17 protein-coding genes are annotated in these 22587 nt (G+C 69.3%); 6 read left to right on the forward strand and 11 right to left on the reverse strand.

The features are described from left to right. Positions 1 to 67 precede the first annotated feature (67 nt). From FB464_RS07580 to FB464_RS19765, 3 genes are all read right to left on the reverse strand, one after another. The gene (locus FB464_RS07580) at positions 68 to 376 is read right to left on the reverse strand and encodes a hypothetical protein (protein WP_142206647.1); all 309 of its coding nucleotides are present in this window, start codon (positions 374 to 376) and stop codon (positions 68 to 70) included. A 307-nt stretch (positions 377 to 683) separates the two neighbouring features. Next, positions 684 to 1553 carry an LLM class F420-dependent oxidoreductase gene (locus FB464_RS07585; RefSeq protein WP_116414394.1) on the reverse strand — a complete coding sequence of 290 codons (870 nt, stop codon included), beginning with the start codon at positions 1551 to 1553 and terminating at the stop codon, positions 684 to 686. Positions 1554 to 1562: 9 nt separating this feature from the next. After that, entirely contained in the window at positions 1563 to 2261 is a 699-nt protein-coding gene (locus tag FB464_RS19765) for a hypothetical protein (RefSeq protein WP_170151892.1), read from the reverse strand. A 236-nt stretch (positions 2262 to 2497) separates the two neighbouring features. Here FB464_RS19765 and FB464_RS07600 point away from each other — a divergent pair, with 236 nt between their 5' ends. The 4 genes from FB464_RS07600 to FB464_RS07615 all read left to right on the forward strand — a co-directional run bounded on the left by FB464_RS07600 (position 2498) and on the right by FB464_RS07615 (position 6571). After that, on the forward strand, positions 2498 to 3955 hold the full coding sequence (locus tag FB464_RS07600; RefSeq protein ID WP_116414391.1) for a sensor histidine kinase: 1458 nt from the start codon (positions 2498 to 2500) through the stop codon (positions 3953 to 3955). Then, positions 3952 to 4623, forward strand: coding sequence for a response regulator (locus FB464_RS07605; RefSeq protein WP_246092965.1), 672 nt, complete (start codon positions 3952 to 3954; stop codon positions 4621 to 4623). Before FB464_RS07600 ends, FB464_RS07605 begins: the two co-directional genes overlap by 4 nt. A gap of 115 nt (positions 4624 to 4738) precedes the next feature. Then, on the forward strand, positions 4739 to 5815 hold the full coding sequence (locus tag FB464_RS07610; RefSeq protein ID WP_116414390.1) for an ATP-dependent DNA ligase: 1077 nt from the start codon (positions 4739 to 4741) through the stop codon (positions 5813 to 5815). Positions 5816 to 5947: 132 nt separating this feature from the next. Continuing rightward, a complete protein-coding gene (locus FB464_RS07615; RefSeq protein WP_116414389.1) occupies positions 5948 to 6571 on the forward strand; it encodes an LOG family protein in 624 nt (207 codons plus the stop codon). An 82-nt stretch (positions 6572 to 6653) separates the two neighbouring features. Here the strand turns inward: FB464_RS07615 and FB464_RS19770 are convergent, their stop codons facing one another. The 5 genes from FB464_RS19770 to FB464_RS07645 form a co-directional block, all read right to left on the reverse strand. Beyond that, a complete protein-coding gene (locus tag FB464_RS19770) occupies positions 6654 to 7571 on the reverse strand; it encodes an aggregation-promoting factor C-terminal-like domain-containing protein (RefSeq protein ID WP_170151891.1) in 918 nt (305 codons plus the stop codon). A 271-nt stretch (positions 7572 to 7842) separates the two neighbouring features. After that, the gene (ligD, locus tag FB464_RS07630) at positions 7843 to 8871 is read right to left on the reverse strand and encodes a non-homologous end-joining DNA ligase (protein ID WP_211327347.1); all 1029 of its coding nucleotides are present in this window, start codon (positions 8869 to 8871) and stop codon (positions 7843 to 7845) included. Positions 8872 to 9244: 373 nt separating this feature from the next. After that, on the reverse strand, positions 9245 to 15604 hold the full coding sequence (locus FB464_RS07635) for a DUF4011 domain-containing protein (RefSeq protein ID WP_116414386.1): 6360 nt from the start codon (positions 15602 to 15604) through the stop codon (positions 9245 to 9247). Positions 15605 to 15722: 118 nt separating this feature from the next. Next, complete coding sequence (locus tag FB464_RS07640; RefSeq protein WP_116414385.1) at positions 15723 to 16298, reverse strand: hypothetical protein; 576 nt, start codon at positions 16296 to 16298, stop codon at positions 15723 to 15725. Next, a complete protein-coding gene (locus FB464_RS07645) occupies positions 16298 to 16873 on the reverse strand; it encodes a helix-turn-helix domain-containing protein (protein WP_170151890.1) in 576 nt (191 codons plus the stop codon). The genes FB464_RS07640 and FB464_RS07645 overlap by 1 nt, the downstream gene beginning before the upstream one ends. A gap of 121 nt (positions 16874 to 16994) precedes the next feature. Between FB464_RS07645 and FB464_RS07650 the strand changes: the two genes are divergently transcribed. After that, positions 16995 to 17501: an SRPBCC domain-containing protein gene (locus FB464_RS07650; protein ID WP_246092966.1), complete on the forward strand. Its 507-nt coding sequence runs from the start codon at positions 16995 to 16997 to the stop codon at positions 17499 to 17501. 40 nt (positions 17502 to 17541) lie between these two features. On the opposite strand, the gene FB464_RS07655 is transcribed toward FB464_RS07650, so the two are convergent. Then, on the reverse strand, positions 17542 to 18801 hold the full coding sequence (locus tag FB464_RS07655; RefSeq protein WP_170151889.1) for a GmrSD restriction endonuclease domain-containing protein: 1260 nt from the start codon (positions 18799 to 18801) through the stop codon (positions 17542 to 17544). Between the two features lie 223 nt (positions 18802 to 19024). On the opposite strand from FB464_RS07655, the gene FB464_RS07660 reads away from it, so the two are divergent. Continuing rightward, positions 19025 to 19576: a hypothetical protein gene (locus tag FB464_RS07660; protein ID WP_142206650.1), complete on the forward strand. Its 552-nt coding sequence runs from the start codon at positions 19025 to 19027 to the stop codon at positions 19574 to 19576. Here FB464_RS07660 and FB464_RS07665 read toward each other — a convergent pair. Then, on the reverse strand, positions 19567 to 20103 hold the full coding sequence (locus FB464_RS07665) for a tetratricopeptide repeat protein (protein ID WP_211327346.1): 537 nt from the start codon (positions 20101 to 20103) through the stop codon (positions 19567 to 19569). The genes FB464_RS07660 and FB464_RS07665 overlap by 10 nt on opposite strands. A gap of 9 nt (positions 20104 to 20112) precedes the next feature. After that, positions 20113 to 22578 (reverse strand): ATP-binding cassette domain-containing protein, encoded by a 2466-nt coding sequence (locus FB464_RS07675; protein ID WP_246093171.1) that lies wholly within the window; start codon positions 22576 to 22578, stop codon positions 20113 to 20115. Between the last annotated feature and the right edge of the window lie 9 nt (positions 22579 to 22587).

The raw sequence follows: 22587 nt of genomic DNA on the forward strand, positions 1-22587 counted from the left end.
TGCCACCGGCCGCCGACAGCTTCACCGCCGAGGGTCACGCCAAGGGCGACGGGCGGCAGGTCAGCCCTCACCGGGCGGCGTGGGCGGCGCAGCCGGGGTGGGCGGCAGCGCCCGGGTTGGCGGCAGCGCCGGGGTGGCGCGCATGGGCCGCCCGCCGGCGCTCCGCGATGACGCGGGCAGCGTGCATCCGACGCGCCGAGCGTTGCTGGCGGCCCAGCCGAAGAGCGTGAGCGAGACGCTCCAGAAAGGTGGGGCCGAACGGTACGTCGCCGTCGGCGTACCGTTCACGGGCGAGTCGCCGGAGTTCGAGTTCGCGGGTGAACCGCTGGTCCTCGAACGCCTGGAGGTGGAGGAAGGCTCCTTCTGACATCTGCATGTGCGGCTTCTTTCGTCGGCGCCGCGCGGGCGCCTGTCGGTTCGATGACCTCACACTCGCCGCTAAGGCCCCCTCCGGGCATCCGACGTTCGCCCTATCTGTGCGGCGGCCCCCAGGCGCCACCCGCCCCCACACCCGCTCGCGCACTCACGCCCACGCCCTGTCGCGCACCCACGCCCGCTGCTGCCCCGGCCGCCCGTATTCGCTGTCGATGGGACGCCAAGTGCTCTTCTGCGCGGGGATTACAGCACTTCGCGTCCTCTCGATGGCCCTTCTGCAGAACCGACGGGCCTCAGCGCGTCATGCCTCAGATCCCCGAGAGACGCGGCACCACGGCCTCCGTCGTGCGGGCGACCCACGCGGCCGGCTCGGGCGAGCTCGGGCCTGTCGTCACCAGGTCGATGCCGATGGCCGCGTACTGCTCCATCGAGGCGAGGAAGGTGTCGGGGGCATCCAGAGCATCGGCGCCCGTGATGAGCGTCTTCTCGATCGCGTCGTAGTCGGTTCCGAGTGCGTCGCAGTGGCCGCGCAGCACGTCGAGCTTGTGCTTCACGCCCTCCACGCCGATGTCGAAGAGGTTGCAGGCGTTGCCGTACTGGGCGACGAGGCGCAGGGTCTTCTTCTCGCCGCTGCCGCCGATCATGATGGGCGGGCCCGGCTTCTGCAACGGCTGCGGCACGCAGATGGTCTCGGCGAGCTGGTAGTGCTTGCCGTCGAATGCTCCGTCGTTGTCGCTCCACATCTGCTGGCAGATCTGCAGGGTCTCCTCGAGGCGCTCGAACCGCTCGCTGATGTCGGGGTAGGGCACGCCGAGGCCGAGGTGCTCGCGCTCGTACCAGGCGGCGCCGATCCCGAGCATGGCGCGCCCCTCCGACAACACGTCGAGGGTGGTGACGATCTTGGCGAGCAACCCGGGATACCGGTAGGTGACTCCCGTGACGAGCAGGCCGAGGCGCATGGTCTTCGTCTTGCCGGCGAGGAAGCCGAGCGAGGTGTAGCCCTCGAGCATGGGGTCGAAGGATGTCGCGAGGCTCTCCATCTGGAACCAGTGGTCCATCAGGGTGAACAGCGACACGCCGCCCGCCTCGGCGGCTTCGGCGGTGGCCGCCAACGTCGGGGCGAGGGCTTCGGGGCCGCCGGGGAGGGTGAAGTTCGCGAAATGGATACCGAGTCTCATGTGCTGACTCTACGACTTCGCGGCGGGCTCCCCGGTGAATTCTTCGGTGTCGGTGGATGATTCGGGGGTGCCGGTGGCGGCGTACGCGTCGGCTGTGGTCTCCGTGTCAGCAGACGCGGGGGTGGCGGCGTCGGTGTCAGCAGCCTCGGCGACAGTCGCGTCGGCGGGGGTGGCGTTGTCGGCGGCGGGGGTGCCTGTGTCAGCAGCCTCGGCGTCGGCGGCCGGGTCCTCGGCCGCGACATCCTCGCCGATCCCGGTCGAATAGATCTCGTTGCGCGCGCGGGCGCGCTCCTCACGCTCGAGGCGCAGGCGCTCCTGCTTCTCCTCGCGGGCCTTCAGCCACTCCTGGTCGACCTCGACCTTCCGCACGGTGACGCCGCGTCGCGCCGGAGCGGCCTGCCGCGCTGCGCCCGAAGCGCCCGCGGCGGACGCACCGGCGCCGGACGCGGCCCCGGTCACACTCGTACCGGTCGACGGCTTGTAGCGCGCCGCGCCAGCCGCGCCGGCCGAGGAGCGTGTGCGGGAAGCCTGCGTGGAACCCGATCCGGAACCCGCGGATGCCCGGGGGGCTGCGACGACCGGCGCCTGGCCGGTGCCCGCGCATCGCTCGCCGTTCTTGTTCTCATGCTGGATCAGCGTGCCCGAGACCAGGCCGACCCCGACGGACTTGCCACAGACGGGACACTTCGATCCCGAACTTGCTGCCATGACGGTTGTGCCCCTCTGTGCCGCACCAAGTGCGGCGTTCGTGTTCTGAGTCGGTGATTCATGTTCTGAGACTGCGGTTCGTGTTCCGAGACCGCGGTTCGTGCTCCCAGTCTGTGCCGGTGCACCGTGTCGTGCGATCGCCAGCACGAACGGCTCCCGTTAGATTGTACGAGCCGCACGGCCGCCCGGGAATCGCCCGCAACCTGTCGCCCGGGTGAACGTGCCGAGAAATGGGGGTGGCAGACGTCGTGAACGCTCCCCTGCCCGCCCCCTCCGACTGGTTTGTGGTCACAAACCCGTCGGGTCGTCGAGACCCCGCACCGGTCGCGCGCCGCCGACTGCTGGCGTGGATCGCGGCTGCCGCCGTCGCCGTGATCGTCCTCGTCGTCGTGCTCGGCCTGGTCGCCGCCCGCGCCCTCGCCGAGACCGAAGCCGTGAACGGGGCCGCGAAACGCGCCGACCTCATCGCCGACGCCCTGATCGAACCCGACCTGACCGACGGACTGCTGACGTTGGATGCCACGGCCATTGCCCGCATCGACGAGGTCGTGCGGAACCACGTGCTGAGCGCATCCATCGCCCGGGTGAAGATCTGGGCCCCTTCGGGCGAGATCGTCTACTCCGACGACCAGCGGCTGATCGGCCGCACCTTCGCTTTCGGTGAGGACGAGCTCGAAGCGCTGGAGACCCCGGGCGTGCGAGCGGAGGTCAGCAACCTGGAGGCCCCCGAGAACGTCTACGAGGACACCAGCGGCAAACTCCTGGAGACGTATCGTGCGGTCGAGTCGCCGTCCGGCCAGACGTTCCTCTTCGAGGCATATTTCCGGTACGACGAGGTGGATGTCCGCACCAGCCAGCTTTTCGAAGGGTTCTCGTGGATCACCGTGGGCAGCGTTCTGCTGCTCGTGCTCCTCCTCGCGCCCGTTCTGTGGCGTCTGCTGAGGCTGCTGCAGCGCGAACAGCAGCGACGCGCCGAGTTGCTGCAGCGTTCGCTCGATGCCTCCGCTGCCGAACGACGCCGGATCGCCGCGACACTCCATGACGGGGTGGTGCAGGATCTCGCGGGCATCTCGTTCGCGCTCTCCGGTTCCGCCGGGCGTGCGGCCGGGCTCGGTGACGAGAGGCTCGCCGCCGACCTGAGCGGTGCGGCTCACACGGTGCGCGGCAGCATCGGCGGGCTCCGCTCGCTGCTCGTCGACATCTACCCGCCGAGCCTCGAGACGGCGGGTATCGGGGCTGCGCTCGACGATCTCGCGGCCGGGCTCCGTTTGCGGGGGGTCGCTATCGAGGTGTCGGTCGACGACGACGCGGTTCTGGATGCCGCACAGTCCCGCCTCGTGTTCAGGGTCGCCCAGGAATGCCTGGTCAACGTGGCGAAACACTCGGGCGCCGCCCACGTCTGGATCCGGCTCGCGCCAGGACCGGACGGGGTCACGCAGCTCGACCTCACCGATGACGGCGCGGGTTTCGACGCCAGGGCGACGCTGGCCGCCCCGGCGGAGGGCCATTTCGGCCTGCGGGTGATGGCGGATGTCGCGTCGGAGGCGGGCGGTGAGCTGGCGGTGTCGAGCGCGCCGGGCGCTGGTGCGGGTGGCGGCGATGGCAGTGGCAGTGGCGGAGCTGGTACCGGCGATGGCAGTGGCAGTGGCAGTGGCGGCGCCGGTACGCGGTGGCGGCTGCGGGTGCGACCGTGAGCGACGGGATGCAGGACGGCGGGGCCGGCGAGCGCACCACGGTGCTGGTCGTCGACGATCATCCGCTCGTCCGCGGCGGGCTCGGCACGCTCATCTCGTCGACCGCCGACCTCACGGTGGTCGCGGAGGCCGGAAGCGGGGCCGATGCCGTTCGGCTCGCTGCGGAACTGCGGCCGGACGTGATCCTGATGGACCTCTCCATGCCCGGGCTCGACGGTGTCGAGGCGACCCGCCGCATCGTCCAGCAGCAGCCGGGAGCGCACATCGTTGTGCTGACGTCGTTCCACGACCGGGTGAAGGTGCGCGAGGCACTGGGCGCCGGCGCGATCGGCTACCTGCTGAAGGATGCCGAGGCCGACGTGCTGCTGGCGGCCATCCGTTCTGCTGCCCTCGGGCACTCCCCGCTCGACCCGCGCGTCGCGGGAGCGCTGCTGCCGACCGAGGCGCTGCCCACCGGCACCGCCGGCACCACCGGCACCTCCCCGCTGAGCGCCCGCGAAGCCGACGTGCTGCGGCTCATCACCCGCGGCCTCTCCAACAGGCAGATCGGGCACGAGCTCGGCATCGCCGAACGCACCGTGAAGGCGCATGTGGGCAGCATCTTCCGGCACCTGGGCGTCGCCGACCGCACGAGCGCCGCGATGTGGGCACGCGACCACGGCTTCTGACGCACCCGCGACCCTGCGCGAGCCGACGCCCACCCGCGCCGCGCCACCCCGGGCATCCGGAGCCGACAGGCGCACCCCCCTGTCGCCGACGCGAGGCGTGCTGCATGATCGGAGCATGCCCTACAGTCCCGAGAACCCCGTCACCCCGATGCTCGCCAAGGCGACCGCCACCGTGCCGCGCTCCGACAGCGTGGACGGCGGTCTGAGCTACGAGCCGAAGTGGGACGGTTTTCGCGCCATCGTCTACTTCGACGGCAGCACAGTGGAGATCGGCAGCCGCGGATCCAAGATGCTCACACGGTACTTCCCCGAGCTGGTCGAAGCGTTCCAGACCCTCCTGCCCGGGCCCTGCGTGCTCGACGGCGAGATCGTCGTGCGCTCCGGCGAGCCCGGGCGCGAGCGGCTCGACTGGGAGGCGCTCAGCCAGCGCATCCACCCCGCCGCGAGCCGCGTTGCGAAGCTGAGCGCCGAGACGCCCGCGATGTTCGTCGCCTTCGACCTGCTCTCGGTGGGTACCGGCGACGACTCCGACGGCGACAACATCGACTACGCCATCCGGCCGTTCGGCGAGCGCCGGGCAGCGCTCGAGACGATGATGGCGGGGATCGGGCATCCGCTGCACCTCAGCCAGGTGACCACCGACGAAGACCTCGCCGGACGCTGGCTCGTCGAGTTCGAGGGCGCGGGCCTCGACGGCGTCGTCGCGAAACCGCTCGCCGCCGCCTACGCCCCGGGCAAGCGGATCATGCTGAAGACGAAGCACCACCGCGAAGCCGATGTGGTCGTGCTCGGGTACCGGATGCACGCCAGCGGCAACGGCGTCGGGTCACTGCTGCTCGGGCTGTACAACGCCGACGGTGAGTTGCAGAACGTCGGGGGCGCTTCGGCGTTCAGCGACGCGCGCCGGCTCGAACTGATCGACGAGCTGGCGCCGTACGTCGAACGGGACGCTTCCGGCGAGATCGTGCGCGGGGAGACGGAGCGCAGCCGGTTCTCCGGGTCGAAGGATGTCTCGTTCGTCCGTCTCCGCCCCGAACTCGTCGTCGAGGTGCGGTACGACCAGATGGAGGGCCAGCGCTTCCGTCACACCGTGCAGTTCGACCGCTGGCGGCCCGACCGCGAGGCGCGCTCCTGCACCTACGAGCAGCTCGACCGCCCGATCGCCTACGACCTGTCGGAGGTTCTGGTCTGAGCCTGCCAGGGACGCGGCCGGGCCAGGCCAGCCCCGGGCGGGGCCAAGGCCGGCCGCGAGCGGCGAGTTTGCCGCGCGGTAACGCAGCCGTAACACCGGTGGCCTAGTTTCGGGGTGCACCGAAAGGCTTCCATGACAGAACCCGCACGCCCGTACACGATCGCCGTCTTCTGCGGATCGAGCACCGGCAACGATCCCGTCTACCTCGAAGCCGCGCGGCACGTCGGCAACACCCTGGCCCGGCAGGGCATCGGCGTGGTCTACGGTGGCGGCCACGTGGGGCTGATGGGTGCGGTCGCCGATGCGGCGTTGGAGGCGGGCGGGCATGTCACGGGGGTGATTCCGCGGGCGCTGCACGACCGGGAGATCATCCACGACACCGTGAGCGAGCTCTTCGTCGTCGACTCGATGCATGAGCGCAAACTGATGATGGCCGAGCGCTCAGACGCGTTCCTCGCGCTGCCCGGCGGCCCGGGGACGCTCGAGGAGATCACCGAGCAGTGGACCTGGGCGCAACTCGGCATCCACGAGAAGCCCTGCGGCTTCCTGAACGTCGCCGGCTACTACGACCCGCTCATCACGCTCGTCGAGTCGATGCGCGACCGCGGTTTCACGCACCCGCGCTACACCGGGATGCTGCAGTTCTCCGATTCGATCGACGAGTTGGTGGCAGCCTTCCGCAGCTACGTGCCGCCGGTGCGCGTGGCGGCCTCGCCGGGCAGCGAGATGAGCGAGCGGATGACCGTTCAGCCGTAGCTCCCGGATGTCGCAGGCGGGCCCGAAGGGACGCAGATCGCTCTGGCCGCAGAGCGGAAGGACGATCTGGGTCCCTTCGGCGCTAGTACCAGTTCACCGACTGGGAGTGCGACCAGGCCGAGCACGGGGTTCCGTAGGAACCCTTGATGTACGCCAGGCCCCACTTGATCTGGGTGGCGGCGTTGGTCTTCCAGTCGTCGGCGATCGTGGCCATCTTGCTGCCGGGGAGGGCCTGCGGGATGCCCGTGGCACCGCTCGACGCGTTGTAGGCCTGGTACGACCATCCGGATTCCTTCGACCACAGCGAGACGAGGCAGGAGAACTGGCTCTCCCCCCAGCCGTACTCGGAGGAGGCGAGGCCCGCGGCGGTGGCCTTCGCCCCGGAGACCGTGTTGCCCTCGGCGAGCGCCTCGGCGGCGGCAGCGGCAGCAGCAGCGGCATCGGCTTCGGCCTTCGCTGCGGCGGCGGCGGCGGCTTCGGCCGCGACCCGGTCGGCCTCCGCGGTGGCTGCGGCGATCGTGTCGGCCTGCGAGACCGTCTGCGTCGTGAGGGTCGACACGGTCTGGGTGTCGAGCTGCGTGTAGTTGCTGAGCGTGGAGATCGAGGCGATCAGCGGGGTGGCGTCGACTTTCGCCTCGGCCTGGTCGACGACAGCATTCGCCTTCGAGAGGGCGTTCTGCGCGTCCGCGTCGATCTTCGACTGCTCGACGCGGGCGACGACGTCGGCCTGGGTGCGGGCGGTGGATGCGGCAGCCTGCGCTGCGGCCTGGCCCGCCGAGACCGTGGACTGCACGACGAAGCCGGAGCCGACGAGGATGCCGGTGGCGACGATCGCGCCGGAGATGAGCACCTTGCGGCTCCGGAACCGCCGGCTCGGCCTGCGGAGCGAACGGCGGGTGGGGAAGCCGGGTGCGGATGTTTCGGGAGTGGACGCTTCGGGAGTGGATGTTGCGGGTGCGGATGTCTCGTGAACAGGTGGAGCGGTTGTTTCGGGCTGCATGTCTTCCAATGGTCAGCCGACCGGTGTCGCCGCCGGAAAGGGGCACACGCGCATCCGTTGGATGTCGGCCACACGGGCGCGACAGGCTCCGCACCGGCCGGGGTAAGCGGCCTCACGCGGAAGGGATGACAGTCGGATTCGTAGGCGAGACGGGGGAATCGTCTCGCCGAACGCCCGCAACCTGAGGCTGTCAGCCGGGCGAAGCAGCCAAAATACGTCGACTTCCTGAACAAATGCCCACAAAAGGCAGCCAGCGACCGACCGGTCGGCCCTACGTCGTCTTCTTGGCGCGGCTCGGCTGCACGCGCGGCGGCTCCCCGGGCATCTTCGGATAGTCGGGCGGGAACGGCAGTTCGCCGAGCCCGGCGGCCACATCGCGCTCCCACCACGCGAGCAGGGTGTCGAGGGTTCCCGGATGCTCGTGCATCCGCTCCCAGGGGTCGCCGGTTGTCTGCAGCCGAGCCGGAACCGTGCCGATCGTGAAGGCTTTCGGGTCGGCGGTCTCGAGCTCGCTCCACTCCAGCGGGGTCGAGACGGGAGCGTGCGCGAGGGCGCGGGGGCTGTACGCACCGGCCATCGTGCGGTCACGGTTGGCCTGGTTGAAGTCGACGAAGATGCGGGTTCCGCGCTCCTCTTTCCACCAGGCGGTCGTGACCTTCTCGGGCATCCGGCGTTCGAGTTCGCGGGCGGCCGCGATCACGGCGTGCCGCACCTCCAGGAACTCGTGCGTGGGTTCGATCGGCGCGAACACGTGCAGTCCGCGGTTGCCGGATGTCTTGACGAACGCCTCGAGACCGGCCTCCTCGAGCACCCTCCGCAGTTCGATCGCGGCGGGCACGGCGTCGTCGAAGTCGGTTCCGGGTTGGGGGTCGAGGTCGATGCGCAACTGGTCGGGAAAGTCGCTCGTCTCCGCCCTCGACGCCCACGGGTGAAAGACGACGGTGTTCATCTGCACGGCCCAGACGGCCGCCGCCGGTTCGTCGATGACGAGTTGTGGATGCGAGCGGGCACTCGGGTAGACGACCATCACCGAGCGCGCGAAGGCCGGCGCTCCCTTGGGCGGGTTCTTCGAGAAGAACTGTTCCCCGTCGATGCCCTCGGGGAACCGTTGCAGAGAGACCGGACGGTCTCCGTTCGCCCGCACGAATGCGACGCCGACCGCGATCAGGTAGTGGGCGAGGTCGAGCTTCGTGATACCGGGCTCCGGCCAGAGCACACGGCTGGGGCTCGACAGGCGCACCTGCCTCGTCTCGCCGTCGCCGGCACCGGGAACATCGAGCATCACCGCTTCGCTTGCCATGGTTCAAAGGTAGTGCTGGTGGGCCTTCGAGGCACCGATTGTTGATCGATGTTCATTCTGTGCTATGGTTCTGGTTGCTCGCTTGACCGCACTGCGGAAGCTCGAGCACGGGGCAGGGAACACCGTCACCTCACCACCACGTCGACAGGCATTTGCTAAGGCAGCATGCGTCGCCGGGTGTGAGCTCGAGATCCCCTGCCAGTACGACCCCGCCGAGGTTCACCTCGAAACTTTTGTAATTCACTGCACGGTGAAGAGCGTCGCTGATTCTTTGACAACTCGCGGCCTTCTTCGAAATGCGTCGATTGAGACTTTCGATGAACCAAGCGATTTCCTGCCCGGGCTGACGCGGCAGGGAATCGCAGCGTGGGGGTCATTCTGCGGCGTAGAGGCGCTCTGCTCGCTCGGTGAGCAGACCCCGGGCGACCGCCACGGCGAGCGCGCGCTCCAGTCGCTGCCGGATCCCGGCCGTCAGACGGGTGAACCCGAAAGCCTCGGCGGTCTCACGCGCGAGGTCATCGCGGGCTACACCGAAACCGAGGCGGGCGACCGCCTGCATCGCGTTGCCGATCTCGACGAGCGAGATGTCGTCGACAACGCGTCCCGCGCCAGCGGTCGACCTCTGCCAGCGCGAATGGATGCCCGGACCCTCCGTTCCGAGGTAACGGAAGCCCTCTTCCCCCTCGACGATGCCGGGGAGGTCGAGCGCGAGTAGATCCTCTGTGCGGCGGGCGACCATCCGCTGGAGGCCGAACACGAGGCTGAGCTGGCGGACGAGACGCTCCGGCGACACCGGGCCTTCGGTCTGGATCAGCAGCGCAGCCGTCGCAGCGAGCTGCGCCACGACCGCCGGATCGGCGAGCCGGTCGAGGTCGGCGGGTTCGCCGATCAGGCGCGGCGTCCAGGCGCGCCAGACAGGGATGTCTGACCACGGTCCTCGGGCGTCTGCCACGGCCGACGAACCCGTTCCGACCTCCACGCTGGGGGATCTCGCATCCCTTCCAGCGGCCGCCGAGGCGCGGGGGGCCGCAGTATCCGCCGCCGACTCCGCGGGGTGCGGCGCCGCAGTGTCCATCCCGGCCGCCGCGCCGCGGAGCGCCTCAGCATCGACCGAGGTCTCCGCAGCACGCGGACGCGCGGCATCCTGCGCCGCGCGCACGAGGCGTTCCGTCTCGGCCTCGCGGTCCCGCAACCAGGTCGGCAGCCAGACGCGCTCGATCGCCGGCCAGCCCATGCGCTTCGTCAGCAGCTCGGTCGGCAGGGCATCCCGGTCGCCGGCCGTCAGGCGTGCACGCCAGGCCGGACCGTCGAGCAGGATGCCGAGCACCCGTCGCCCGGGATCCGCCGGGTCGAGCACGGCGATGTCGACCGTGAACTCCGAGAGCCCGACAGCAGGCACAACGTCGAGACCGCGGGCGCGGAGAGCGGCGAGGATCTCGTCGCGGTGCCGGTCGGCCGGCCGAGCGACCTGGCTCGTCACGGCGCCCGACGTCTTCGTGCCGTTCCGGGCGAGTTCGAGGTAGCTCTTCAGATGACGGAGCCCGATCGACGACGAACCGTCGACGTTCAGCTCGCCGGGCTCGAACGAGCAGAAGACGATCACCTGCCGCCGGGCGCGCGTGACCGCGACGTTCAGGCGACGCTGCCCGCCCGCCTGGTTCAGCGGCCCGAAGTTCAGCGGCATCACCCCACGGTCGTTCTTCGCGAACGCGATGGAGAACAGGATGACGTCGCGCTCACTCCCCTGCACGCTTTCGAGGTTCCGCACGAAGACCGGTTCGTCGCCGCCGGAATCGAGAGCGGCCCGCACCTCATCGTCGTCGACCGCGTCGAGCAGTTCCGTGATGAGCTTCTGCTGCTCCTTGTTGAACGTCACGACACCGATGCTGGCCTTCGCCAGTTCCGGGTCGCGCAGCCGGCGGACGATCTCGTCGACGATGGCCCGCGCCTCGACGGGGTTCGTGCGGAGACCCGCGGGTGCGACGCCCGTTGCGTCGGTTGCGTCGGTTGCGTCCGCTCCGGATGCCCGGCCTCTCCCCCGGCGCAGGAATTCACCCTCGACCTTCACGAACGACAGCCCCTTGTCGGCCAGCGTCTCGGTCGCCGAGGGAAACGAACTCAACCGCCCGTCGTAGTACTGCTGGTTCGAGAAGGCGATCAGCGACTCATCCTCGCTCCGGTAGTGCCAGGAGAGCAGCACCCCCGGCACCCGGGCCTGCACGGTCTCCGACAGGATGCTCTCCTCATCGATCACGACCGCGTCGGCGTCTCCCTCGCCGTTCTCCGCATCGCTCCCGTCACCCTGGCTGCTCGACGTCTCTGCCACCGACGTCGGCGGCATCTGCTTGGAGTCGCCGACGATCACGGCCGCTCCGGCACGACCCAGAGCGCCGATCGCGTGTGGCACCCGGATCTGCGACGCTTCGTCGAACACAACCAGGTCGAAGTCGGAGAGCTCGGGGTCGAGGAACCGCACCACCGAGTCGGGGCTCGCGAGTACGCACGGCGTGAGCCGGGAGACGATGTCCCAGTGCTCCTTCAGGAGTCGCCGGATCGGCTTGCCTCCGCGCGTTCGGCCGAGCTCACGGCGGAGTTCGCCGATCGCTCCGACCTCGGCGCCGCTGTCGAAGCCGCGCCGGGCGATGAGTTCCGATCCGAGCACGGCGGGCAGGGCATCCCGAACCCGGTGGGTTGCGCGGTCGAAGGCCGTGACCTGCTGGTCGTAGGCCGCGCCATCGAAGATGTCGAGATCCTGGTCGTCGAGCTGGCGCCGCAGCACGGCCGACAGCACCCCGCGTTCGAACGCCTGCTCGGCGTCGCCGAACGCGACCGCACCCGAGAGCACGAGGTTCTGCGCCTCGAGCAGCCCGTGATCGCGGAGCGGCGCGAAGGCGCCGTAGAGGTTCGCCCAGCGGCGCAGCTGCGTGAATCCGCGTTCGACCGCGTCGTGCTGCAGCGCCTCGACTCCTGTCGCCCAGCGCGCGGCGAACCCCGCGCCCCCGTCGCCCGACCACAGTGCCGCGCTCTCCGGCGTCACGCCGATCGCGCCGCCGAGTTCGCGTGCCGCGACGCCGAGCGCCGCCAGGTGCGCGACCGCTCCGGGATCGGCGGCAGCAAGCGCGCGGAGCCGCCGGCGTTCCGGCGCGGGCGTCTCCGCCAGCACGGAGACCCAGTAGTCCGTCCACTGCAGCTGCGCGGTGACGGATGCCCGTGCCCCGGCCTCGAGCGGATTCCAGCCACCACCGACGCCCGAGGTCGACGCAGTGCCCGTGGTCGACGCGGTGCCCGAGGTCGACGCGGTGCCCGAATTCGTCGCGCCCGAGACGACCCCAGCACCGGCGCCCGCCCCCACATCGACCCCGACGACCGCACCCGCCGCGGCCCTCACCCGCGCGACATCCGCCTGCACCCGACCGAGCAGGTCGATCGTCCCGAGCAACTGCTCTCCCGTCACGGCCGAGCCGTCGGTGAGGAACGCCGTCACCGCGGCCACCTGGGCCGTGACCCTCTTCTTCCGCCCGAGGAAGAAGCTCGACAGAGCGGCTTCGGCGTCGGCGCGGAGGCGCGCGACATCCGCCCCCAGAGCGCGCGGACCGATCGTCGGCGGGTAGTCCGTGGCCAGGCCCGCGAGCGCTCCTGCCAGTGCGAGCCTGTCACGCACCTGCTCGGTGGTGGATGCCGCGTCGACCACCGTGAGCGCAGGCATCCCGGGCTGGGCGAGTGATGCTGCAGAGACCAGTTCGCCGAAACTCGCCGCCTCGGCAAGATACTGTGCGCCGGCCGCAGAGCTGCGGAGCGCAGCATCCGATCGGGCCAGCGCATCGACCGTCGACGCCAACTGCTCCGTCATCCCGCCCGTCAGAGCGGAGGCCGCCACCGTCGCCAGCGACCACGGTGAGCTGCCCGCAGCGCCGGCGACCCGTCCGAACTCGCTCGCCTCGCGGAGTGCCGCGAGCACGGTCGCGCTCACTGAGGCATCGGCCGACGACAGGAAGGCTGCGGGAACCGGCAGCACCGCGCCCGGCGGAAGGGCGAGCATCCGGTCGCGGGCAGAGTAGGCCGACTCGCCGAAGGCCCCTCGCACGTGCAGGTGTTCGGGGTAGCCCTGCAGGGTGGGCAGCGTGCGGGCGAGGTCTGCGCGCGCCGTCTCGTAGGCAGGGTGGTCGGCGGTGACGATCGAGTCCATCACGAGGCTCAGCTGCTGGCGCACGGCAGCCGGCCGCAGCCCCCTGTCGTGCAGGTTGAGGCAGAACGGGCCGAGACCGACCGCGTCGAGTCGCTCCTTCACCACATTCAGCGCCGGCGGCTTCTCGGCGATGAACAGCACCCGTTTGCCCTGCTGCAGCGCCCGGGCGAGCAGGTTCGTGATGGTCTGCGACTTGCCGGTTCCGGGCGGGCCCTGCAGCACGAAGGTCTGGCCGGCCATGGCCTTCTGCACGGCGACCACCTGCGATCCGTCGGAGGCGACCGGCAGCTCGGCGGCCAGGTCGTCGAGGGCAGCGGTGTCGAGGCCAGCGGTGTCGACGGCGGCGGTGTCGACGGCTCCGGATGTCGCAGCCCCACCCGGGGCGGCGGGCGCACGCTCCGCCGCGACATCCACCCCCACCAGCGCGGGATCGTCGAACTGCAGCTGCGGCGTGAAGACCAGGTGCCTGACCAGCGGTTTCTCGACGAAGGCCGGCCAGTTGTCGCTCAGGTCGCGCCACAGCCGGTACGTGCTGAAATCGAAGAAGCCGAGCGTGCACGACTCGTCGACCCGGAAGCCCTCGAGCCCCGCCGCCGTGATCTCCGCCCGCACGTAGGCGAGCAGGCCGTCGATGTCGACCCCGGACTCGTCGACACCCGGATCGATCAGCTTCGGCAGCACGAAACCCGCGTCCTGGCGGAGTTTCTCGGCGAGCGAGTAGTTCGGGGTCACTGCGTTCGTGTCGTCGATCACCAGCGAGAAGATGCCGTTGCGGTTCGCCGCCTTCACCGTCACCGGTACCAGGATCAGCGGCGAGCGCACCTCCGCCTTGCCGGTGGGCGTCCAGACGAGAGAACCCATGCCGAGGTACAGGCTGTTCGTTCCTGTTTCGTCGCGGACGGCCCGCGCGGCACTGTTGATGCGCCGGAGGCGGGCGAGGAACGCGTCGGGCAGGGCATCCACCAGCACCCGGCGCTCCGCCGTCAACTGGGCTTCGAGCGAGGCGTTCAGTTCGGCATCCGGTTCCCGCCGCGCGTTCAGCGGACGGTCGGTCGTGTTGGCGGCGAGCCGCAGTTCGTTGCCGGCCTGCAGCAGGTCTTCGATCGTGCCGAGCGTTCCCGCCGGCACCATCAGGTTCACCGACGACGACGAGGCGCTGGAGTTGCGGTGGTTGATCAGCGGATTGCGGAGGCTCAGGTCGAGGAGCGAGTTCTTCCACTGCCGCACGCGGGGCGGCGGCTCCTCGGCGCGGGCGGCCCGGCCTGCTCGCGCACCCTGGGCGGCCAGGGCGGCCTGGAGCAGGCCGATCGAAAGCTCCTGAGGTCTGTACTCGACGATCTCCACCGAGCCGTCGGGGTGCACGACACGGGCGGGCAGTGGAAGCACGCCGTCGACGATGCGGGCGCGGGCGATGTCGACGAACCGCGAGGCTGCGGATGCCGCGGCGATGCCGGCACGGGCATCCGGAACCCCGGCGGCACCGGGCGCGGCAGCACCGGGCGCGGCAGCACCGGGCGCGGTGGCACTTGGCCCAGCGGCACCGGGTTCCCTTCCGCCAGACGGCGACCCCGCTGCATCCGGAGCACCCAGCACACCCGATCGCACCACCCGCTCGCGGCCCTCCACCTGCGCGGCCGCGAACGACCCGTTGCCTGGGGAACTCGTCACCATCGTCGTCTCGAACAGCACGAGGGCACCGCTGTCGACGGAGTTCATCGCGCTCTCGACGGGGAACACGGCCCCCGCCAGCACCTGCCGTTCCTCGCTCGCCCAGTAGCCCACGAGCGCGTGACCCGGCAGCAGCACGACGACCGGCCGCAGCCCCACGTTCTCGAGCAGGCTCGCGAAGAGCATGGTCGTGTCTAGGCAGGTTCCCGCACGCTCCCCGAGCACGGCTCCCGGGGTGCGCACCCGCTGGCCTGCCGCATCGGGGTTGTGCTGCAGGTCCCACGCGGCAGGCGGATCGACGTAGGTGATGCCGAGACCCCGCACCGCCTCGTAGATCGCCTCGACCATCGGCGTGACGTGCGCCGCGTCCTGGTAGCCCGACAGAACGCCGGCGTGCCCGCTCCCCGTGAGCCTCGCCACGGCGTCGTCGAGCACCGGCCGCAGGGCAGGATGATTCGGCAGCGCAAACGCCGCAAGCGTGAGCGCCGCCTCGTCGATCGGGGTGGTCAGCACCCACGAGTCCGCGGCCAGAACCCTGACCTCGTGGCGTTCGTCGGCCAGCACCGTCTCGCCCTGCAGCACCCGCACCTCGAACGCGCCCACCTGCTGGTCGTCGAGCGCGTAGAGCGCCGCAGCGTCGAGAGTGAGCTTCACCGGAGACCAGGTCATCCCCCGCTCGCCCAGCTCGTGCACGCTCTGCACCCACGGGCGGGAGAGCGGCCCGTTCACGCCGGCCAGCACGACCTCGACCGTCACGCCCGCTCTGCTCTGCCCGGGCACCGCCCGCACACTCAGGCTCTGGATGATCGGCTGCCCATTGTGCGCGCCCGCGAACGAGACCACGGGCGAGAACTCGAAGTCGATCAGAACCTGGGCCATGGCGTCCTTTTCCGTGCCCGCGGGGCAAGCGTTGTCGGTCGAATGGGGATGCCCTCGAAGCTACCGCATGCGCCCGACGCGCCCGCTCCGCACCCTGCTCGATACCGCGCGCCGCCGTTCAGAGAACGGGCACCGGCGGAGTGACAGGATGCCCCGGTAGCCCGATCCGATACATCCGCTCGAGCGCCGCAACAGTTCGAGCACTGAACGCGTCTCCCGGATAGAACCGTTCAAAGAGTTCTTCCGCAGCCTCGACTGTCTCGATTCCATTCAGCCTGAGGAGTTTGGCGACGTCGGAGGCATCCCGGCCCGCGCGCCCTCCCAGTGCGTTCAGCTTCATGGCGAGAAGCGCATCGACAGGAGCCACCCAGACAGAGATGTGGCCGTCTTGGTGGATGAGACGCCATTCCACGTCCTGACCCCACGAGGGGATGAACTGGCGTGCCTTGTCGTTCAGCCAATCGGCATTCCAATGGCGTTTCTCAGCAATCGCCAATGACACCGCCTCGATCTCAGCGTGCGGCTCGATGAATGCATCGATGTCGACCGTGGACGGGCGGTCGAAGTACAGGAGCCGGAGAGCGGCACCCCCGATGATCTTGATCTCTGCGCCCCGGATGCCCGCCGCCCGGGAACGCGCAATGAGTTCGTGAAGACCATCGATGATGTCCTCCCGCTCCAACATGCCCGGCATCAGACGCTCGCCAGCGTACTGCGCTCGACAAGAACATTGCGCGTCAGGAACTGGCTCGGCACGAACGCGACATCAGGTTCCAGGTCGTAGACGCTCACTCCCAAAGATTGAGGTTGATGGAGCGCGCGAGAACGATCGCTGAGCCAAGCCGGCTTCGGAAGACCTTGGTCATCGAGCCAATAGGACGCCACGGACGCGAGCGCTGCATCCCAGAGCGGCGATCCGGTGTCCGCCGGTTCGGCTGCTGTCAGGATGATGCGCTCCACACCGTCTGCCGCTGCAAGACCGTCCGAGTAGTCAAGGAAGCGGCGGAAAGCCTTCTCTTCGTTGGCCTCTTCTACGGCGAATGCGATGAGCGATGCAATCTCGACAGCATCGGAGCTGCTGGTGGGGTACGAAAAGATCTTGTGCCCCACTCCTCCGAGGAGCCTCTCGAAAGTCTCAACAGTGGGATTGCGCCGACCCTGTTCGACAAGGGAAACGTCGGGTTGGCTGGTGCCTGCCCGCGCAGCAAGTTCGCTCTGGCCTAGACCGCTACTACGACGTGCGGCCCTCAGCAGGGTGGAAGCTCCCATGATCGTCCTCTTCTCGTGCTTATATCGTAATCGATATAAATAGCATCGCAATGTGAAATGAGCATACATCATTTGACGGCGGTCTCGTGAGCGGCCCGGGATGAAGAGCAGAATGGGAGCTGTGCAGACACCCATCGATCCAGAGCTCGACCTGACCATCGCCCGCGTGATCAAGGCCCCGCGGAGCGCCGTCTGGGAGGCCTGGGTGGATCCGCGGAGCTTCGAGCAGTGGTGGATCCCGACGCCGGCGCGGTGCCGGGTGGTGGAGTGGGAGCCGCGGCCGGGCGGCTCGTTCGTGACGGAGATGAGCGCGGGCGGCGGCGGCGGCGGCGACGACGTCGACGCGGACGGCGGCGGCTTCGTCCCCCACCTCGCCGCATGCTTCCTGGCGGTCGACGAAGGTGAGCAGATCGTGTTCACGACGTGCCTGGTCGGGGGTTTCCGGCCGGCCGCGCAACCGTTCATCACCGCCGAATTCACGTTCGTCGATCATCCGGAGGGCACCCTCTACACCGCGAGAGCCATGCACCCCACCGCGGAGGTGCGCGCGATGCACGAGGAATTCGGCTTCTACGACGGCTGGGGAGCAGTCACGCAGCAGCTCAGTGACTTTGTGGAGACGCGCTGATCCATGACCGGCACGAAACGACATCGGGCGTGAGGGCGGATCAACCCTCGCAGGCGATCCCGTCGCCGTCGCGGTCGAGTTTCGAACTGTAACCCGGCTCACCGCGGTGCAGCGGCGCAGCCCCGGCCGCCCGCACAGCGTCGCAGTTGCGGTAGCTGACGTCGGCCGGGGGCGCGGGCTGCGGCGCGACAGGTTCCGGGGCCACCGGCTCGGGCTCGGGTGCCGCCGGCACGGACACCGCAGGCGCCGGCGCGGCGGGCGCTGGCGCGGGCACCGCCGACGCGGCAGCGAGGGGCGTGAAGCCCGACGACACCGCCGGCTCATCGGGACACGCTCCGAGGATGCCCGCAAGCGCGTCGTGCTCCGCCGGCGTCACCCACAGCCCGTAGGTCGCCTTGACCGAGATCTGCCGCGCCGCATATTCGCAGCGGAACCCTTTCGCCGGCGGCAACCAGGTCGCCGCGTCACCGTCGCTCTTCTGCTGGTTCGTCGCGCCGTCTGTCGCCCAGAGGTTGAGCGGATCGTTCGCCAGTGTGACGCGCTGCGCCTGGGTCAGCTGCTGGGCGCCCGTCTGCCAGGCGTCCGAGAGCGCCACCACGTGGTCGATCTGCACGAGCGTCGACGTCGTGTTGCCACGCAGAAAGTCGATGGTGGTACCGGTGTAACGGTCGGCAAGCACACCAGTGAGCACCTTGCACGGCCCCGACAGCGAAACACCTGTCAGGTCGCGCGCCAGAATGTCGTTTCGCGTGTCGCACCCGTTCCGGTCGACGTCGAGCCAGGCCTCACCGAACTGGGCGGTGCGCTGGTAGCCCGTCTTCGGGGCGCGACCCTTCACAGCCAGCGTCCCCAGCACGGCGATCGCCGTCCCGGTGGTCACACTCGTGTTTTGGGCCACGACGCTCGACCCCTCCGGTGGGGCCGTGACCGTCTGCGGATCGAGGTCGTCATCCGCAGCCGTTGTCGCCGCCGGTGTGGCAGGTGCAGTCGGCGAGTTGCTCGTGCTGGGCGTCGCGGCGGACTGACTCGTCCCGACCTCTGCAGCCGCCGGCGTCGGATGCACGGGGGTGGCGACTCCCGCCCCGACACCGAACAGCACGAGCGAGGCCGCGACCACTCCCGCCGCGATCGGTCGCGATGCGGGGAGCCGCGCCCAACTGCGCCGCTTCGTCAGCACGACGTAGAGCCCGGTCAGGAACGCGACGAGGCCCAGCATGATGAGGAATCCGCCGAGACCACCCGCCAGCGCGAAGAGCAGCAACAGCAGCGTGACGACCCCTCCGACGATCCAGGTCAGCATCGAGAGGTTCCGGAAACCTCACGTTCGCGCTCGCACACGAATACACAGCCCGAAGGCACACTCGTCGAGCAGCTCATCGTTCCCCCAGAGTCGATGATCAGACTCTATCGGCCCGGAGAGGAAGCCGGCTCCTCCTCCCGTCCACAGTCATCCGTTTCGGGAGTTGTCCACAGACTGAGTCTCGGACCGGTCCGTGTCCCTCCCAGACGTCTACATTCGCAGAATGATCATCGAAGCGGGCTACGACATCCACCAACTCTTCTCCGGGGTCTTCCGCGAGGGAACAGAGACACGAAAGGGGCTGTGGATCATGGCGATGGATGAAGACCTGCGCCTGTGTTTTCTGAGACCCGTGACCGACAGAATGTCGGGCCGGCTCGTCGACCATGTCGAGAAGATCTCCGAGGCTCTCCACGACGATGTGCAGGAGGTCGCGTACTTCGCGCTGGCCTCTGCGACGGCAACGGTCCAGCCCGAAGAGGGAAGGCTGTCCGAGATAGGCAGGGATCTGATGGCTTGCCCCCAGCTCGAGGACTACGAATTGCTCGGCCACGTGATCTACGACCCGGAGGGCTACATCTCCAGCATTCCCCTCTACAGCTTCCAGGACTATCTCGGGTACGGCCACCTACCCCGCGCTCTCGCCGTTGAAGGCCCCCATGATTTCGTTTGGGCCTGCACATGCCTGGCCTGCACCCAGTACCGCAGACGCACCGTGGAGTTGCGACGACGGCACGCCGACCGCAATCCGTCGGAGAGAGGCCGTCAGCTGTGAACGTCGCCGGAGTGGCGCTCCTCGTCGAGGCCGGCGAGGTAGGCAGCGTTGCCGCGGAGTGCAGCTTCGTAGCGCTCGACGTCGGGTGTCGCGATCCGGTCCGCGGCGAGCCGCAGGAGTTCGGCGACGGCCGCGTCGCTCCGGGAGGCGGCGTGCAACGACAGAGCGTGGAAGAGCCGCACGGAGTCCGAGTCGGGAAACTCTCGTCGCGCGCGCTCGAGCGTGTCGACGGATTCATCGAAGAGGCCGAGGTTCCGCAGGGTGCTGCCGTACTGCAGCAGGCAACGCCGCAGCACATCGCCCGCCAACCCGGCGGCGAGCGCCTCCTCGTAGTAGCCGCGCGCGATCTGCTCCTCGCCGGCCGTGTCGTGCGCGCCGCCCACTTCGTAGAGCCGGCGCGCGTCACCCGGATGCTGCTGCAGCAGCCCACGGAAGTACGCGATCGTCGGGGCCATGTTCTCCCGGTCGCGTTCCGCGTACCCACGCGCGATAGCCCGCTCGAGCTCGAGCTCGTCTTCGTCGCGCATCATGTCGACTCAACCACCCAGACCGGCGCCGGCAGGCAGACCTGCCCCAGCGGGTGGGTCGGCCACATAGTCGGCGAGGTGGATGCCCGTCAGCGTCGATTTCGCCACGACCAGTTCGGCGGGCGTGCCTTCGAACACGACGAGCCCGCCGTCGTGCCCCGCGCCCGGGCCGATGTCGATGATCCAGTCGGCATGAGCCATGACGGCCTGGTGGTGCTCGATCACGATCACCGACTTGCCCGATTCGACGAGACGGTCGAGCAGCCCCAGCAGCTGCTCGACGTCGGCGAGGTGCAAGCCAGAGGTCGGCTCGTCGAGCACGTAGATCCCGCCCTTCTCCGCCATGTGGATGGCCAGCTTCAGCCGCTGCCGTTCCCCGCCCGAGAGCGTGGTGAGGGGTTGCCCGAGGCTCAGGTAGCCGAGCCCCACCTCGTTCATCCGCCGGAGGATCGCATGTGCCGCCTTCGCCGCGGTACCCGCCCCGGCCCTCCCCGCGTCGGCCGCGCCCGCGCCGCCCTGCGCACCGGCACTATCCCTATCTCCATCACCGGCGCCCGCGCCTCCCGGCGCACCGGCACCAGCACCGGCACCGGCACCTGCACCAGCACCTGCACCAGCGCCCGCTCCCCCGAAGAACGCCTCCGCCTCAGCCACCGACATCGCCAGCACCTCCGCGATGTTCGCTCCGCCCAGCCGGTACTCCAGCACCTGCGCCTGGAACCGGGCTCCCCCGCACTCCTCGCAGACCGTGGCTACGCCGGCCATCATCGCGAGGTCCGTGTAGATGACTCCCGCGCCGTTGCAGTTCGGGCAGGCCCCGGTCGAGTTCGCGCTGAACAGTGCCGGCTTCACCCCGTTCACCTTCGCGAACGCCGTGCGGATCGGGTCGAGCAGCCCCGTGTATGTGGCCGGATTGCTGCGCCGCGATCCACGAATCGGTGCCTGGTCGACCGACACCACATACGCCCCGCGCGGGATCGACCCGTGGATGAGCGAGCTCTTGCCCGAACCCGCCACACCCGTCACGACCGTCAGAACGCCGAGCGGCACATCCACGTCGACATCCCTGAGATTGTGCCGCGTCGCCCCGCGGATCTCGAGGGCCGCGCGCGAGGTGCGCACGGACGGTTTCAGCCGGGTGCGGTCGCCGAGGTGCCGCCCGGTCAGAGTGTCCGATGCCTCGAGCTCCTCGACCGTGCCCGTGAAGCAGATCTCGCCGCCGTTCGTGCCGGCCCGCGGCCCCAGGTCGACCACGTGGTCGGCGATCCTGATCGTCTCGGGCTTGTGTTCGACGACCAGCACCGTGTTTCCCTTGTCGCGGAGGCGCAGCAGCAGCCCGTTCATCCGCTGGATGTCGTGCGGGTGGAGCCCCACCGTCGGCTCGTCGAACACGTACGTGACATCGGTGAGGCTCGACCCCAGGTGCCGCACCATCTTGACCCGCTGCGCCTCACCGCCCGACAGGGATCCGGAGGTGCGGTCGAGGCTCAGGTAGCCGAGCCCGATCTCGACGAACGAGTCGAGGGTCTGGCTGAGCGTCTCGATCACGGGGGCGACGGATGCTCCCCCGATGCCGCGGACGAACTCCGCCAGGTCGCTGATCTGCATGGCCGTGCAGTCCGCGATGCTCCGGCCGTCGATCTTCGACGCGAGCACCTCCTGTTTCAGGCGGGTGCCCCGGCATTCGGGGCAGGTCGTGAACGTCACTGCCCTGTCGATGAACGCCCGGATGTGCGGCTGCACCGAGTCCCTGTCTTTCGACAGCATCGACCGCTGCACCTTCGGCACGAGACCCTCGTAGGTCATGTTGTTGTTGCCGATCCGCACCTTCTCGGCCGGTCGGTACAGAAAGTCGTCGAGCTCCTTCGCTGTGAAGTCGATGATCTTCTTCGCCCCGTCGACGAACCCCGACTCGGAGAAGATGCGCACGTACCACCCGTCGGGCGTGTACCCCGGAACCTTGATCGCACCCTCAGCCAGCGAGAGCGCCCGATCCACCAGCTCGTCGATGTCGATGTCGTTCACCTCGCCGAGCCCCTCGCAACGCGGGCACATGCCCTCCGCGCTGTTGAACCCGTAGTGGAACGACGGCCCCAGGTGCGGCTCAGCGACCTTGCTGTACAGGATGCGCAGCATCGCGTTCGCGTCGGTCGCCGTTCCGACGGTCGAGCGCGAGTTCGCCCCCATGCGTTCCTGGTCGACGATGATCGCCGCCGAGAGCCCCGTCAGCCCGTCGACGTCGGGCCGCCCGAGGCTCGACATGAACGACTGCACGAACGCAGGATACGTCTCGTTGATGAGGCGCTGCGACTCGGCGGCGATCGTGCCGAACACCAACGAACTCTTACCCGATCCGGAGACCCCGGTGAACACCGTCAGCCTGCGCTTCGGGATCTCGACGGACACGTCTTTGAGGTTGTTCTCGCGCGCGCCGAACACGCGGATCAGGTCGTGGCTGTCAGCCGCGTGTCGCATCTCGGTCAT

The organism is Subtercola boreus, from assembly GCF_006716115.1.
GTDB classification, from domain to species: Bacteria; Actinomycetota; Actinomycetes; order Actinomycetales; family Microbacteriaceae; genus Subtercola; species Subtercola boreus.

What these genes read in the sequence shown, in the direction of transcription:
- FB464_RS07580 (WP_142206647.1), bottom strand. Translation starts at nt 376, where the DNA reads ATGCAGATGTCAGAAGGAGCCTTCCTCCACCTCCAGGCGTTCGAGGAC.
- FB464_RS07585 (WP_116414394.1), bottom strand. Translation starts at nt 1,553, where the DNA reads ATGAGACTCGGTATCCATTTCGCGAACTTCACCCTCCCCGGCGGCCCC.
- FB464_RS19765 (WP_170151892.1), bottom strand. Translation starts at nt 2,261, where the DNA reads ATGGCAGCAAGTTCGGGATCGAAGTGTCCCGTCTGTGGCAAGTCCGTC.
- FB464_RS07610 (WP_116414390.1), top strand. Translation starts at nt 4,739, where the DNA reads ATGCCCTACAGTCCCGAGAACCCCGTCACCCCGATGCTCGCCAAGGCG.
- FB464_RS07615 (WP_116414389.1), top strand. Translation starts at nt 5,948, where the DNA reads ATGACAGAACCCGCACGCCCGTACACGATCGCCGTCTTCTGCGGATCG.
- FB464_RS19770 (WP_170151891.1), bottom strand. Translation starts at nt 7,571, where the DNA reads ATGCAGCCCGAAACAACCGCTCCACCTGTTCACGAGACATCCGCACCC.
- ligD (WP_211327347.1), bottom strand. Translation starts at nt 8,871, where the DNA reads ATGGCAAGCGAAGCGGTGATGCTCGATGTTCCCGGTGCCGGCGACGGC.
- FB464_RS07635 (WP_116414386.1), bottom strand. Translation starts at nt 15,604, where the DNA reads ATGGCCCAGGTTCTGATCGACTTCGAGTTCTCGCCCGTGGTCTCGTTC.
- FB464_RS07640 (WP_116414385.1), bottom strand. Translation starts at nt 16,298, where the DNA reads ATGCCGGGCATGTTGGAGCGGGAGGACATCATCGATGGTCTTCACGAA.
- FB464_RS07645 (WP_170151890.1), bottom strand. Translation starts at nt 16,873, where the DNA reads ATGGGAGCTTCCACCCTGCTGAGGGCCGCACGTCGTAGTAGCGGTCTA.
- FB464_RS07655 (WP_170151889.1), bottom strand. Translation starts at nt 18,801, where the DNA reads ATGCTGACCTGGATCGTCGGAGGGGTCGTCACGCTGCTGTTGCTGCTC.
- FB464_RS07660 (WP_142206650.1), top strand. Translation starts at nt 19,025, where the DNA reads ATGATCATCGAAGCGGGCTACGACATCCACCAACTCTTCTCCGGGGTC.
- FB464_RS07665 (WP_211327346.1), bottom strand. Translation starts at nt 20,103, where the DNA reads ATGCGCGACGAAGACGAGCTCGAGCTCGAGCGGGCTATCGCGCGTGGG.
- FB464_RS07675 (WP_246093171.1), bottom strand. Translation starts at nt 22,578, where the DNA reads ATGCGACACGCGGCTGACAGCCACGACCTGATCCGCGTGTTCGGCGCG.